Origin of the sequence: Halomonas sabkhae (genome assembly GCF_030409265.1) — a bacterium.
Taxonomy (GTDB): Bacteria; Pseudomonadota; Gammaproteobacteria; order Pseudomonadales; family Halomonadaceae; genus Halomonas; species Halomonas halmophila.
In genome coordinates this window covers 96,564-110,789 of the sequence record NZ_JAUFPM010000001.1, presented here as the reverse complement: position 1 = coordinate 110,789, position 14,226 = coordinate 96,564, and the positions used below count along the sequence as shown (strand labels likewise).

Genomic DNA, 14,226 nt, shown 5'->3' with positions numbered 1-14,226 from the left:
TTCGTCACCCGACACCGCTCCGGAGTCCCCATGCCCTGGCTGCAACTCAAGGCCCACGTCGCACCGGAACACGCCGAGCTGCTGGAAGAGCTCCTGCTGAACGAGGGCGCCACGGCCATCACCCTGCAGGATGCCCAGGACGAGCCACTGTTCGAGCCCGAGCGTGGCACCACCCCGCTGTGGAACGAGACCGTGCTGACCGGCCTGTACGATGACCTCGAAGGGCTCGCCTCGATGCTCGAACGCCTGGCCGCCGCCTGGGCCGAAGCCATGCCCGACGAGCCCTGCCCCGAGATCGAGCATGAACTCCTCGCCGATCGCGACTGGGAACGCGAGTGGATGGCCGACTTCGAGCCGCTGCGCATGGGCGAGCGACTGTGGATCGTGCCGAGCTGGCATCAGGCGCCGGACCCCCAGGCGGTCAACCTGCAGCTCGACCCGGGGCTGGCCTTCGGCACCGGCACTCATCCGACGACAGCCCTGTGCCTGGCCTGGCTGGATGCCCTGGCCGTGGATGGCGAGCTTGCCGAACGCGATCTCCTCGACGTCGGTTGCGGCTCCGGCATTCTGGCCGTGGCGGGGCTGAAACTCGGCGCCCGGCAGGCCACCGGTACGGATATCGACCCCCAAGCCCTCACCGCCAGTCGCGACAACGGCGAGCGCAACGGCATCGAGGCGCACGCATTGCGACTCGAGTACCCCGAAGCCCTCGAGTCCTCGGCGAGCTATCCCATCGTGGTCGCCAATATCCTGGCCGGCCCGCTGATCGAGCTGGCCGACGACATCGCCCGGCGTGTCGCACCGGGAGGCCGGCTGGCACTCTCCGGGATCCTCGAGACCCAGGCGGAGGAGGTACTGGCCGCCTACAGCGCTCGCGGCCTGATGATGGAAGAGCCCGAGGTGCGCGAGGGCTGGGTACGCCTGACCGGTCAACGTCCTGCCGGATCGCCTTCACCCTGAATGGTCAGGGGCGTATGATAGTCACCCCTTTTTCCAGTCGCTGCTCGAGAGTGATGCCCGAATCCAGCCAGCCGCTCCGCATAGGCCGCCACACCCTGCCCAACCGCGTGGTCCTGGCGCCCATGGCCGGTGTTACCGACCGTCCCTTCCGGGCGCTCAGTCGCCGCCTGGGGGCCGGACTGGTGGTGGGCGAGATGGTGACCTCGGATCCCAGCCTGTGGAACACCCGCAAGTCACGCCTGCGTATGGACCACAGCGGCGAACCCGGGCCACGCTCCGTGCAGATCGCCGGCGGTGATGCCGACATGCTGGCCGAGGCGGCACGCCTGAACGCCGAAATGGGTGCCGAGATCATCGACATCAACATGGGCTGCCCGGCCAAGAAGGTCTGCAACAAGGCAGCAGGGTCCGCCCTGCTGCGCGATGAGGCCCTGGTGGCCGAGATCCTCGAGGCCGTGGTCGGGGCCGTCGACATACCGGTCACGCTGAAGATTCGTACCGGCTGGTGCGCGCACAGCAACAATGGCGTGCGCGTCGCCGGCATTGCCGAATCCGCCGGTATCCAGGCGCTTGCCGTCCACGGACGGCATCGGGAGCAACGCTACGGCGGCCAGGCGGAGTACGACACCATCGCCGAGATCAAGGCCAGTGTGGGAATCCCGGTATTCGCCAATGGTGATATCGATTCTCCCGAGAAAGCCCGGCGGGTTCTCGACTATACTGGGGCGGATGCGGTGATGATCGGTCGTGGGGCCCAGGGCAACCCCTGGATCTTCCGTGAGATCGATCATTACCTGCGCCATGGCCAGCGCATGGCGCCCCCTGACGATGCCGAACGCATCCAGGTACTGGGCGGCCATGTATCGGCCCTGCACGATTTTTACGGTGAGTACATGGGCGTGCGCATCGCTCGCAAGCACATCGGCTGGTACCTGGCCGCCGATGAGCGCTTCGATGACGCCACGCGCAAGCGCCTGCGTGCCACTTTCAACGGCCTGGACAATGCCGATGCCCAGCGCCGCTACATCGACGAACTGTTTTGTCATGCGCCCGCCGCGCCAGCACCCGGCAGCGGCCGAGGCATGACATCGGATGGAACCTGTGCCGCATGACCAGCAGCCAAGCCTTTACCCCGTCTTCCACGCTACCCGAGAGCGATACCCGGGCAGCACCTGCCTCCGGTGACGACGGCATCAGCGCACCGGGGGACGACATGCTCCTGCGTGACGCCGTGGACGCTGCAATGCGCCGCTACTTTGCCCACCTCGACGGCTGTGACGTGACCGACCTGCACGCCATGGTGATCGCCGAGGTCGAAGCGCCCTTGCTGGCCTCCGTGCTCGATCACGCCCAGGGCAACCAGACCCGCGCCGCCGAGATGCTCGGCCTCAATCGCGGCACCCTGCGCAAGAAGCTCAAGCACTACGGACTGATCTGATAACGCGGGCGCTCCGGCGCCCGCGTTCGCGTTTTCCCGTCACATTGCCCGCAAACGAGTGATTTTCATGGCCCAATCCTCCGCCTCCGCCACACCGATCCGTCGTGCCCTGATCAGTGTTTCCGACAAGACCGGCATCGTCGACTTCGCCCGCAGCCTGCGCGAGCGCCGCGTCGAGCTGCTTTCCACTGGCGGTACCTACCGCCTGCTGTGCGACCACGACATTGCGGTGACCGAGGTGTCCGAGCATACCGGCTTCCCGGAAATCATGGACGGCCGCGTCAAGACCCTGCATCCCCGCATTCACGGCGGCATCCTCGGCCGTCGCGGCCAGGACGACGCCGTCATGGCCGAGCACGATATCGATGCCATCGACATGGTCGTGGTCAACCTCTACCCCTTCGCCGCCACGGTGGCACGTCCTGACTGCAGCCTGGAAGATGCCATCGAGAACATCGACATCGGCGGCCCGACCATGGTGCGCGCCTGCGCCAAGAACCATGCGCACACCTCCATCGTCGTCGATGCCAGCGACTACTCGCGCGTGCTCGACGAGCTGGACCAGGGTGGCATTCAGCAGGCCACCCGTTTCGACCTGGCCGTGAAGGCCTTCGAGCATACCGCCGGCTATGATGCCGCCATCGCCAACTATCTCGGCGCGCGTACCGAAGGCGGCGAGGCAGGCTTCCCGCGCACCTACAACACCCAGTTCCACAAGAAGCAGTCCATGCGTTACGGGGAAAACCCCCATCAGTCCGCGGCCTTCTATGTGGACCCGGCCAGCAAGGAGCCCGGTGTCGGCACCGCACGCACGCTCCAGGGCAAGCCGCTGTCGTTCAACAACGTGGCCGACACCGATGCCGCCTTCGAGTGCGTCAGGGGTTTCAACGAGACCGCCTGCGTGATCGTCAAGCACGCCAACCCCTGTGGCGTGGCCGTCGGCGAAAGTGCCCTGGCCGCCTACGACAAGGCCTTCGCCACCGACCCGACCAGTGCCTTCGGCGGCATCATCGCCTTCAACGTGCCGCTCGATGCCGAGACCGCGCGCGCCATCATCGAGCGCCAGTTCGTCGAGGTGATCATCGCCCCCGGGGTCAGCCAGGAGGCCATGGAGGTCGTCGCCGGGAAGAAGAATGTGCGTCTGCTCGATGTCGCCGATCACTGGCCCGGTCAGCGTGAACAGACCCATGACCTCAAGCGCGTCACCGGCGGCCTGCTGGTTCAGGACCGCGATCTGGGCCAGGTCGAGCGTGACCAGCTGCAGATCGTCTCCAGCCGCCAGCCCTCGGAGCAGGAGATGCGCGACCTGAGCTTCGCCTGGAAGGTCGGCAAGTTCGTCAAGTCCAACGCTATCGTCTACGCCAAGGGCGGCCAGACCATCGGCGTCGGCGCCGGCCAGATGAGCCGCGTCTACTCCGCCCGGATCGCCGGCATCAAGGCCGCCGATGAAGGCCTCTCGGTGCCCGGCTCGGTCATGGCCAGCGACGCCTTCTTCCCCTTCCGCGACGGCATCGACGCCGCCGCCGCCGCCGGCATCACCGCCGTCATCCAGCCCGGCGGCTCGATGCGCGACCAGGAAGTCATCGACGCCGCCAATGAAGCCGGCATCGCCATGGTGTTCACCGGGATGCGGCACTTCAGGCACTAAAGACGGAAGAAGGAAGAAGGAAGAAAGAAGTTAGGCTAACGCCATATAAGCGGAACCCCCGCCGGGCCAACCGGAGGGGGTTCTTCTCTGACCTCTTCCTTCTTCGCTCTTAACTCTGCGAGCTTAGTCCCCTAGATCAATACACAGGTACTTGGTCTCGAGGAACTCCTCGATGCCCTGGTGGCCGCCTTCCCGGCCCAGGCCGGAGGACTTCACGCCGCCGAAGGGCGCGGCCGCGTTGGACAGCAGGCCGGTGTTGATGCCGACCATGCCGTATTCCAGGGCATCGGCGACGCGCCACACACGGCCCAGATCGCGGGAGTAGAAGTAGGACGCCAGGCCATATTCGGTATCGTTGGCCATGCGCACGGCGTCTTCCTCGTCATCGAAGGGGAAGACCGCGGCCAGCGGGCCGAAGGTCTCTTCTCCGGCGACCTTCATGCTGTCATTGGCCTCGGTGATCAGGGTCGGGGTGAAGAAGTTGCCGCCGAGGGGATGCGGGTGGCCACCCAGCAGCAGCTCGGCACCGTGCTCGACGGCATCCTGAACGTGCTCGGAGACCTTTTCGACGGCCCTGGCATCGATCAGCGGGCCGATGTTGACGCCATCATGGGTGCCATCACCGACCTTGAGCTCGCTGTTCATGGCCACCGCCAGCTTCTCGCAGAAGGCATTGACCACGCTCGACTGCACCAGGAAGCGATTGGTGCACACGCAGGTCTGGCCGGCATTGCGGAACTTGGCGGCCATGGCACCCTCCACGGCGGCATCCAGATCGGCATCCTCGAAGACGATGAAGGGCGCGTTGCCGCCCAGCTCGAGAGAGATCTTCTGGACGTGCCGGGCCGCCTGGGCCATCAGGCCACTGCCCACCTCGGTGGAGCCGGTGAAGGTGATCTTGCGCACGATCGGCGACTCGGTCAGCGCCGCGGCGATGTCCGAGGCACTGCCCGGCACCACATTGAAAACCCCGCGCGGAATCCCGGCGCGCTCGGCCAGCAGGGCCAGCGCGGTAGCCGAGAAGGGTGTCTGACTGGCCGGCTTGACGACGAAGGTACAGCCCGCGGCAAGCGCGGCACCGGCCTTGCGGGTGATCATCGCCGCCGGGAAGTTCCAGGGCGTGATGGCGCCGACCACCCCGACCGGCTGCTTGGTCACCACGATGCGCTGGTGGGACGCGGCGGCGGGCACCGTCTCGCCGTAGATCCGCCGGGCCTCGCCGGCAAACCAGCGCAGAAAGCTCGCCGCATAGGCGATCTCGCCGGCGGCTTCCTTGAGCGGCTTGCCCTGCTCGTGGGTCATGATGGTGGCCAGGTCCTGCTGATGCTCCATCATCAGGTCATGCCACTTCATCAGGGCATCGGCACGTTCCAGGGCCGTCAGGGACTTCCAGGCCGGCAGCGCCGCACTGGCGGCATCGATGGCGCGTTCCGTCTCGGCACGGCCCAGCCGGGGCATATCTCCCACCGCTTCACCGGTGGCAGGATTGACCACCTCGATCTGCTCGCCGCTGTCAGCCGCGACCCAGCTACCATCGATATAGGCGAAGGGGCAATACAGCTGGGTTTCCTTCAGACTGTCCTTCAGGGCTTCCATGGTCGACTCCTGACGTCAATGCACTGCGAATGGAATGGCCTCTATGCTAAGCGCATGGAGGCGCAGACGCCAACCTTGAGGCCTCGACCATGGGCGTACGCGCCTCACACCTTGCGACGCGCGTCCCGCGAATCCGACAGGGTGATCGACACCGAGTCGGCAAATCGCAGGGCGTGGGGCTTGTCGATCTCCACCTGGGTGGTCAACACCTGCTCGAAGCTCATGATCAGGTCGAGCACCTCGCGTGTCATGCGTTCCAGCAGTTCGAAGCGGTTGTCTTCCACATGCGCGATGACCTGCTTGGTGATGGTGCGGTAATTGAGTGCCTGTTCGATGTGGTTGAAGGCCACGGCATTGTCGGCTCGGTAGCGGATCACCGCATTGACCACCACATCCTGGCGGTTGCGGATTTCATCTTCCTTGATGCCGATGAAGGTGCGCAGGCGCAGGTTCTTGATACGGATGGTCGCCAGATCGTGATCCAGATGCTGGTCATCCAGGCCGAGCATTGCCATGTCGCGTTGCCTCCTATCGGGACTGCACCAGTGTCAGGAACTCCTGGCGCGTGCTCTGGGATTCGCGGAAGGCGCCGAGCATCACCGAGGACGTCATGCTGGAATTCTGCTTCTCCACGCCACGCATCATCATGCACAGGTGATGAGCTTCGATCACCACGGCCACGCCGCGGGCATCGGTCACCTGCTGGACCGCCTCGGCGATCTGGCGCGTGAGGTTCTCCTGAATCTGCATGCGCCGCGCATACATGTCGACGATGCGCGCGAACTTGGAAAGCCCCAGCACCTTGCCCTGCGGCAGGTAGGCGATGTGACACTTGCCGGTGAACGGCAGCAGGTGGTGCTCGCACATCGAGTACAGCTCGATGTCCTTGACCAGTACCATTTCATCGGTATCCGATTCGAAGACAGCACCATTGACGATTTCTTCCAGGGATTGGAAATAGCCGCGATTCAAGAATTGCATGGCCTTGGCGGCGCGCTTGGGCGTGTCGCGCAGGCCTTCCCGGTCAGGATCCTCCCCGATCTCCTGTATGATCTGGCGGTAATGGTCGGCGAGTTGTTCGCTCATGCTCAGGCCCCGTGCAGCGTCATTATCGTGGTGTGTCGTCATTGTGCCACCACGCCTTGCCATCGAATCGTCACCCCGGCGTCATGTTTCCCGGGGCAAGGCGCATGATTCTAGCGCATGCCGTGCGCCAACGCAGTCCCGGGGCGCGATATCACGCAAGAAGATGCCGCTCCGGGGCCTGTGACGCCGGTCGTGTGTCACCCGCTGGCCGTTTCCAGCCAGCGGCGCTGCTGCTCGAGCTGACGAATATGCTCATCCCAGTAACGTGACTCGGCCAGCCAGGGAAAGGCCATCGGAAAGGCCGGGTCCGCCCAGCGGGCCACCAGCCAGGCGCTGTGCCGAATCAGCCGCAAGGCCCGCAACGGCTCGATCAGCGCCAGCTCACCGCGGTCGAATTCGCGATGCTGTTCATAGCCCTCGATGACCTCGGACAGCTGCATCTGCCATTCATCCTCTTCCTGGCCGCTGAGCAGCATCCAGATGTCCTGCACCGCCGGCGCCGTCAGGCAATCATCGAAGTCCACCAGGCCGAACGCCTCGTCGCGCCCCAGGATATTGCCCAGATGGCAGTCGCCATGCACGCGGATGCTGGCCTCGGGCGACCAGCCGCGATCGGCCAGTGCCCGCCGCAGATCATCGGTCACACGCGTATAGGCCTGGCGCTGGCGACGCTCGAGCCAGGGACTGGCCAGCACGGCCTCGCAGGCCTCGGCCAGCATCTCGTCGAGGTCCAGCCGCCGCCGTTCGACGAAGCGCCCCTGCTCGCCCACTGCATGCATGGCGCCGATAACCTCGCCCAGGGCAAAGAGATGGGCCGGATTGTCGAGTTCCGGCGCCTGCCCCGACAGCTGCGGATAGAGCGCAAAGCGAAAGCCCTCGGCCTGATGCAGGCTGACGCCCTGCGCATTCCGCCAGGGCGCCGCCACCGATACCTCGGCCGCCGCCAGCTCAGCGAGAAAATCGTGTTCTTCCTGAATCTGTTCGTTGCTCCAGCGGCCGGGGCGATAGAACTTGGCGATCCAGCGACGACGCTCGTCATCGTGAAGCATGTAGACACGATTCTCGTAGCTGTTCAGGGCGAACGGCTCACCGGGCAGCCAGAAGCCCAGCGACTCGACTGCCGCCACCACGCGCGAGGGTTCGAGACGGGCAAAGGGATGCAGCGAGTCTTGCATGCGGCGCTCCAGGTTCATTCGACGAACCTGCATGCTAACAGAGCCCCGCAAGCCGCGCTGAAGTCGCGAGGCTCGCTCAGGGTAGTGGCGTGCGGGCCACCGCCCAGGCCTCGACCCGCTGCGCCCCGGCCTGCTGACAGGCGCGTGCCAGGGCATCGAAGGTGGCGCCGGTGGTCATGACGTCATCCAGCAGCGCCACGCGCTCCGGCAAGTCTGCCTCGACGCCGAAGGCGGCACGCAGGTTGCGACGCCGATGCTGGCGGTCCAGCCCGCGCTGGCTGGGCGTATCGCGCAGCCGCCGGGCCGTGTAGAGCGGGATCTCCAGCCGCACCGCCAGGCGGCGGGCCAGCCATTGCGCCTGATCGAAGCCACGCTGCCGCGTCCGCCGGCGATGCAGAGGCACGGCCACCAGCCCGTCGGGCCTGGGCGCCGTCTCCAGGGCCTCGACGAGCAACCCGAGCAGGACGCTACCGGCGCGTGGCGAGGCCTGGAACTTGAAACGCCGGACCAGATCCGCCAGCTCGTCCAGGTACCGCAACGGCACCCGGGCCGCCGCAAAGGCCGGCTGGCGACGCAGGCAGTGCCCGCAGGGACGGCCGCGGCCCTGCCCGGCCTGGGGCTCGGCACACAGCGGACAGGCCGGCAGGTTCCAGGGCAGCTCCAGGTGGCAGGCCTGACACCAGGGCAGCGTGCCGTGAGTGGCCGCCAGGCAGAAGGCACAGCGCCCCGGCAGTGCCTGACGCAGCCATTCGTCAACCCTGGAATCATGAACGGTTGACATGAACGGCCGACCGCTTACCCTGTTCGTCAACCGTGACAACCCAGCAAAGTTGACCAAAAGCGAGCCCTCCATGCCTGCCAATAGCCACGCCAGCGCGGCGCTTGATCTGAAGCTAGACGCCCGACCCGAAGTACGCCATGACTGGCGCCTGGAGGAGATCGAGGCGCTGTTCGAGCTGCCCTTCAACGACCTGATGTTCCGCGCTCAGCAGGTACACCGCGCGCATTTCGACCCCAATGCCGTCCAGGTCTCGACCCTGTTGTCGATCAAGACCGGTGCCTGCCCGGAAGACTGCAAGTACTGCCCTCAGTCGGGCCACTACAACACCGGCCTGGGCAAGGAAAAGCTGCTGGAAATCGACAAGGTGGTGGAGCAGGCCCGGGCGGCCAAGGAGGCCGGCGCGAGCCGTTTCTGCATGGGCGCGGCGTGGCGCAGCCCGCGGGAGCGCGACCTGCGGGTGGTCATGGAGATGGTCGGCCGGGTCAAGGCTCTGGGGCTCGAGACCTGCATGACCCTCGGCATGGTCGACAGCGACCAGGCCAGCCGACTGGCCGAGGCCGGACTGGACTACTACAACCACAATCTCGACACCTCGCCGGAATACTATGGCGAGGTCATCACCACCCGCTCCTATGCCGATCGCCTGGATACCCTCGCCAATGTCCGCGAGGCCGGCATGAAGGTCTGCTCGGGCGGCATCCTGGGTATGGGCGAAGCGCCCCGCGACCGCGCCGCCCTGCTCCAGCAGCTGGTGCGCCTGGAGCCGCATCCGGAATCGGTACCCATCAACATGCTGGTCAAGGTGCCCGGCACCCCCATGGAAAACGTCGAGGACCTGGACCCGCTGGAGTTCATCCGCGCCATCGCCGTGGCCCGTATCCTGATGCCGCAGAGCCATGTGCGCCTGTCGGCCGGCCGCGAGCAGATGGACGAGTCGACCCAGGCCATGGCCTTTCTCGCCGGCGCCAATTCGATCTTCTACGGCGACACCCTGCTGACCACCGGCAATCCGCAGATCGAGCGTGACCGCGCCTTGTTCGACAAGCTCGGCCTGCACCCCGAGCAACGCGACACCCATGCCGACGAGGCCGATACCGAGACCGCCCTGACACATGCCATTCAGCGCCAGCGGGATGACGCCCTCTTCTACGACGCCGCCCAGGCCTGACCCCGGATGTCGCGAGCACACCTCTGGGACGAGCGGCTGTCGCAAGCCGCCGCACAACGGCGAGCCGCAGACGGCTGGCGCCAGCGGGCCAGCCTCGGCCCGTCGGCCACGCTGACCGATTTCGCCGGCAACGACTATCTCGGCCTGGCCGCCGACCCGCACCTCGCCGAGGCCCAGGCCGCCGGCGCGAAACGCCTCGGCGCGGGCGCCAGGGCCTCGCATCTGGTCTCCGGGCACCTGGACGTTCACCAGCGACTCGAAGAGCGTCTGGCCGAGCTGACCGGCCGACCTCGCGCCCTGCTGTTCTCCACCGGCTACATGGCCAATCTGGGTGTGCTGCAGGCATTGTGCGACCGTCACACTCGCGTCTTTCAGGACCGCTTGAACCATGCCTCGCTGCTCGATGGCGCGCGGCTGGCCGAGGCGCCCTCGCGACGCTTTCACCATCGTGATGTCGCGGATCTGGAGCGCCTGCTCGAACGTGCTCCCCGGGAGGCGCCGGCGCTGGTGGTCAGCGATGGCGTTTTCAGCATGGATGGCGATACGGCCGATATCGCCGGCCTGGCGAGTACCTGCCAGCGCCAGGGCGCCTGGCTGATGGTCGACGACGCCCATGGTCTCGGCGTGCTCGGCGACGCTGGCGACGGCTGCGTGGGCCGCGCCCATGACCACCACCAGGTGCCGATCCTGGTGGGCACCCTGGGCAAGGCCCTGGGCAGCGCCGGCGCCTTCGTGGCGGGCGATGCCGCCGTGATCGACCACCTGATCCAGTTCGCCCGCCCCTACATCTACACCACGGCCCAGCCGCCCGGCGTGGCGGCGGCCACCCTGGCGGCCCTGGACATCCTCGAGGCCGAGCCCGAACGACGCCGACGGCTGCATGCCAATATCGCCCGCTTTCGCCACGAGGCCGCACGCCTCGGCCTGCCGCTGAGCGACTCGAGCACGCCCATCCAGCCCGTGGTACTGGGTGACAGCAGCCGCGTGCTGCGCTGGGCCGAGCGCCTGGCGCAGGCCGGGCTGCGTGTCGGCGCCATCCGCGCGCCCACCGTGGCACGCGACCAGGCTCGCCTGCGCATCACCCTGAGCGCCGCCCATGATGCCTCGGCGCTCGATGCCCTGCTCGAGGCACTGGACGGCTGTCGCCGCGAGGAGGCCGCATGACAAGCCTGGTACTGCTCAGCGGCTGGGGCTGCGACGCCCGCATCTGGCAGCCGCTCGCCCCCTGCTGGCCCGCCGAACTCGAGGTCACAACGCCGGACTGGCCCGGCTATGCCGGTCGCCCGCCACTCGCCGACCCTGCCTCGCTGGGCGAGCTGGCCACTGCCATGGCAGCCGACCTGCCCGCCGACGCCGTCTGGGTGGGCTGGTCGCTCGGCGGCCTGCTGGCCGGCGCCCTGCTCGACTACCTACCAAACCCGCGCGCCCTGGTACTGCTCGGCATCGGCGAGCGCTTCGTTCAACCGGAAGGGGTCAGCGCACAAGCCCTGGCCGATTTCCGACATGCCTTCGAGCGCTCCCCGGATGCCGCCCGGGAACACTTCCTGCGTTGGCAGCTGGGCGGCGAACCCGATCCCCGCCGCGCGCGCCGCGATCTGCGTCAGCTGCTCGGCACCGCTGCCCCGGCCTCCACCGAAACCCTCGACGCCGGTCTCGACCAGCTCGCCCGGCTCGACAACCGGCACCGGCTGGACACCGCCTCCTGTCCGGTGCACCGCATCGCGGGCGCCCGGGACCCCTTGCTCGCCGGCGAGGTCCGGGCCAGCGCCGACCAGCAGATCGCCGACGCCGGACACTGCCCGATGCTCAGTGGCCCACAGCATCTGGCGACATCGCTGGCAGCCATCGCCGACACGCACCGGTCTGACCGCGAACACCCGGAGCCGACATCATGACCATTGCCGCGCTGGCCACCGAGCCCACCACTCAGGCCGATGCCGCCGACTGGCGCGCCCGCGTCGCCCAGGCCTTTTCGCGTGCCGCCCCCCACTACGCCAGCCGCGCCAGCGCCCAACAGATGATGAGCGAGCGCCTGCTGGCACACCTCCCCGACACGGCCGAGTGCCTGCTGGACCTGGGCTGTGGCCCCGGCGAGCTGACCGCCCGACTGGCCCGTCATTACGACGACCACTGCCGTGTCGAGGGCCTCGACCTGGCACCGGGCATGCTCGACGAAGCGCGCCGACGCCATCCGCAGCCGATCCGCTGGATCTGCGGCGACGCCGGCATGCTGCCCCAGGCCGACGCCAGCCTGGACCTGGTCATCTCCAACCTGGCAATCCAGTGGTGCCCGGACCTCGACCGCGTCCTGGCCGAGATCCACCGAGTGCTGAAGCCCGGCGGACGCGCCCTGCTCAATACCCTGGCACCCGGCACCCTGCGCGAAGTGAACCAGGCCTGGTCACAACCCGGGCGTCCCGCCGCCCTGCTGAATTTCCGCGATGCCGCCCGCCACCAGATTGCCGCCCGATGCGCCGGCTTCCTCCATGTCGACCTGGAACAACGCGAGGAGCGTTTCCACTACCCGGACCTGAACGCCGTGATGGCCTCCATCAAGGGTGTCGGTGCCCAGGTGGCGCGGCCGGGGAAACGACTGACACGGACCGACCTCGCCCGCGCACGACGTCGCTACGAGACGCTGCGCGAGCCAGCCGGCCTGCCTGTCACCTATCACCTGCTGACCCTGATCCTGGAGCGCTGACATGGGAGCCTACTTCGTCACCGGTACCGACACCGACGCCGGCAAGACCCTGGTGGCCAGCGGCCTGCTGGCCCTGGCTCGCCAGCGCGGCATGAGCACCCTGGGGCTCAAGCCGGTCGCCTCGGGTTGCGACAGGACCCCGGCAGGGCTGCGCAATATCGACGCTCTGACCCTGGGCGAGCAGAGCACGCCCGAGGTCCCGTACGAAACCATCAACCCCTACGCCTATGAACCGGCCATCGCCCCGCATCTCGCCGCCCGGCGTGCCGGCCGGGTACCGACACTGAATGACCTGGTCGCGGCCACCACCGAGCCGCTGGCCCGGCAACGCGACCTGACGCTGATCGAAGGCGCCGGCGGCTGGCGCGTGCCCCTCAACGAGCATGAAGACCTCGCCGGGCTGGCCGTACGCCTGCGCCTGCCGGTGATCCTGGTGGTCGGCCTCAAGCTCGGCTGTCTCAATCATGCCCGCCTCAGCGCCGAGGCGATTCGTGCCGACGGCCTGCAACTGGTCGGCTGGACCGGCAATCTCATCGACCCCGACTTCGCCGCAGATGAAAACAACTATCAGGCCAACCTGGACACCCTGGGCCAGACGCTCCAGGCCCCCTGCCTCGGGCTGGTACCGCGACTCGACGCAGGGAGCCCCGGACAGCGCGCCACCGCCGCCGCGCAACACCTTTCCCTTGCGGGCGCCGATTGACTTGGCACCACCAATCAGTAGAATACTGACGCCTGCCAGATTCGTGCGGATGTGGTGGAATTGGTAGACACGCCAGATTTAGGTTCTGGTGCCTTCGGGCGTGGGAGTTCAAGTCTCCCCATCCGCACCATCCATGCTTTCCCGTTTCCTCGTCGCTCACTTCCGGCAACGCCGGCCTCCTGGTGGTCACTGGCACTGCCCGGCGCAATGCACCCTGGCCAGTCTCCCTCGGCGTCCTCCCCGAAGAACCTTCCCCGTCATGACGACTGCGACAAGTCACCGCGCGGCAATACACCACGCTACTTGGCGTCGGTTTTTCTCCTAGACTGAATGTGTACAAACATGAAAGGAGAGCCACCATGTTCAAGCACATCCTGGTCCCGGTCGATGGTTCGGAACACTCCAAGGTCGCCCTGCAGGTCGCCAGCCAGCTCGTCGCCTCGCAGGGCGGAACCATCACACTGCTGCATGTTCCAGAGCCTCGCGACCATGAACCCCTGCTGGTCTGGGGGCTGGGAGCAGTGCCATCCGAGGCGTCACTCGAGGAACGGGAAAAGGCAGGCAAGGAGTTACTCGAAAAAGCCGTGGTAGAGGCCAAGGCCATGGGCCTGCAGGACGACACGATCGACAGCAAGCTCGAACATGGCGAGCCGCGGCAGGCCATTGTTGCAGCAGCCAAGAACATGAACGTGGATGCCATCGTGCTGGGTAGCCGTGGCCTCAGCGACTTCAAGGGCATGATGATCGGCAGTACATCGCATAGCGTCAGTCATGATGCCGAATGTCGAGTCATCACGGTCCACTGAGCCCTTGGGGCATGAACCTCTCGCTTACCAGCTACAGCCCCTCATGCAATGCATGGGGGGAGACAGGGCACAAAGCCAAGCCAGGCCGATAGCCGCATACTGCCGCTGTAAACCTTTAAAACATTACTGGTTAACCTGTACAGTACCGGGCCATCAACTCCCCT

The 14,226-nt window shown here is 66.7% G+C and carries 15 protein-coding genes and 1 tRNA gene; 11 read left to right on the top strand and 5 right to left on the bottom strand.

Annotated features, from left to right (window positions below; genetic code table 11):
* The first annotated feature begins 30 nt into the window (after positions 1-30).
* The 4 genes from prmA to purH all read left to right on the top strand — a co-directional run bounded on the left by prmA (position 31) and on the right by purH (position 4,046).
* The gene (gene prmA / locus QWY79_RS00450; protein ID WP_290268796.1) at positions 31-960 is read left to right on the top strand and encodes a 50S ribosomal protein L11 methyltransferase; all 930 of its coding nucleotides are present in this window, start codon (positions 31-33) and stop codon (positions 958-960) included.
* A 53-nt stretch (positions 961-1,013) separates the two neighbouring features.
* Complete coding sequence (gene dusB / locus QWY79_RS00445) at positions 1,014-2,072, top strand: tRNA dihydrouridine synthase DusB (protein ID WP_290268794.1); 1,059 nt, start codon at positions 1,014-1,016, stop codon at positions 2,070-2,072.
* A complete protein-coding gene (gene fis / locus QWY79_RS00440) occupies positions 2,069-2,398 on the top strand; it encodes a DNA-binding transcriptional regulator Fis (RefSeq protein WP_141317982.1) in 330 nt (109 codons plus the stop codon). Before dusB ends, fis begins: the two co-directional genes overlap by 4 nt.
* A 67-nt stretch (positions 2,399-2,465) precedes the next feature.
* The gene (purH, locus tag QWY79_RS00435; protein ID WP_290268789.1) at positions 2,466-4,046 is read left to right on the top strand and encodes a bifunctional phosphoribosylaminoimidazolecarboxamide formyltransferase/IMP cyclohydrolase; all 1,581 of its coding nucleotides are present in this window, start codon (positions 2,466-2,468) and stop codon (positions 4,044-4,046) included.
* Between the two features lie 123 nt (positions 4,047-4,169).
* Here the strand turns inward: purH and QWY79_RS00430 are convergent, their stop codons facing one another.
* The 5 genes from QWY79_RS00430 to QWY79_RS00410 form a co-directional block, all read right to left on the bottom strand.
* Positions 4,170-5,642 (bottom strand): NAD-dependent succinate-semialdehyde dehydrogenase, encoded by a 1,473-nt coding sequence (locus tag QWY79_RS00430; RefSeq protein WP_290268787.1) that lies wholly within the window; start codon positions 5,640-5,642, stop codon positions 4,170-4,172.
* A 104-nt stretch (positions 5,643-5,746) separates the two neighbouring features.
* Positions 5,747-6,157, bottom strand: coding sequence for a dihydroneopterin triphosphate 2'-epimerase (folX, locus tag QWY79_RS00425; RefSeq protein ID WP_290268786.1), 411 nt, complete (start codon positions 6,155-6,157; stop codon positions 5,747-5,749).
* 13 nt (positions 6,158-6,170) lie between these two features.
* Positions 6,171-6,728 carry a GTP cyclohydrolase I FolE gene (folE, locus tag QWY79_RS00420; RefSeq protein ID WP_218023781.1) on the bottom strand — a complete coding sequence of 186 codons (558 nt, stop codon included), beginning with the start codon at positions 6,726-6,728 and terminating at the stop codon, positions 6,171-6,173.
* A 197-nt stretch (positions 6,729-6,925) separates the two neighbouring features.
* A complete protein-coding gene (locus QWY79_RS00415; protein ID WP_290268781.1) occupies positions 6,926-7,903 on the bottom strand; it encodes a serine/threonine protein kinase in 978 nt (325 codons plus the stop codon).
* A gap of 76 nt (positions 7,904-7,979) precedes the next feature.
* Positions 7,980-8,684: a ComFC family protein gene (locus QWY79_RS00410; protein WP_290268778.1), complete on the bottom strand. Its 705-nt coding sequence runs from the start codon at positions 8,682-8,684 to the stop codon at positions 7,980-7,982.
* A 70-nt stretch (positions 8,685-8,754) separates the two neighbouring features.
* On the opposite strand from QWY79_RS00410, the gene bioB reads away from it, so the two are divergent.
* The 7 genes from bioB (at position 8,755) to QWY79_RS00375 (ending at position 14,062) form a co-directional block, all read left to right on the top strand.
* Entirely contained in the window at positions 8,755-9,852 is a 1,098-nt protein-coding gene (gene bioB, locus QWY79_RS00405; protein ID WP_290268776.1) for a biotin synthase BioB, read from the top strand.
* 6 nt (positions 9,853-9,858) lie between these two features.
* Complete coding sequence (bioF, locus tag QWY79_RS00400) at positions 9,859-11,016, top strand: 8-amino-7-oxononanoate synthase (protein WP_290268774.1); 1,158 nt, start codon at positions 9,859-9,861, stop codon at positions 11,014-11,016.
* Positions 11,013-11,747, top strand: coding sequence for an alpha/beta fold hydrolase (locus tag QWY79_RS00395; RefSeq protein WP_290268772.1), 735 nt, complete (start codon positions 11,013-11,015; stop codon positions 11,745-11,747). Before bioF ends, QWY79_RS00395 begins: the two co-directional genes overlap by 4 nt.
* On the top strand, positions 11,744-12,553 hold the full coding sequence (locus QWY79_RS00390; RefSeq protein WP_290268770.1) for a malonyl-ACP O-methyltransferase: 810 nt from the start codon (positions 11,744-11,746) through the stop codon (positions 12,551-12,553). Before QWY79_RS00395 ends, QWY79_RS00390 begins: the two co-directional genes overlap by 4 nt.
* Before the next feature lies 1 nt (position 12,554).
* Positions 12,555-13,256 (top strand): dethiobiotin synthase, encoded by a 702-nt coding sequence (gene bioD / locus QWY79_RS00385; protein WP_290268768.1) that lies wholly within the window; start codon positions 12,555-12,557, stop codon positions 13,254-13,256.
* Between the two features lie 45 nt (positions 13,257-13,301).
* Positions 13,302-13,386: transfer RNA gene (locus QWY79_RS00380), tRNA-Leu, on the top strand.
* A 229-nt stretch (positions 13,387-13,615) separates the two neighbouring features.
* Positions 13,616-14,062 carry a universal stress protein gene (locus tag QWY79_RS00375; RefSeq protein ID WP_290268766.1) on the top strand — a complete coding sequence of 149 codons (447 nt, stop codon included), beginning with the start codon at positions 13,616-13,618 and terminating at the stop codon, positions 14,060-14,062.
* The last annotated feature ends 164 nt before the right edge of the window (positions 14,063-14,226 follow it).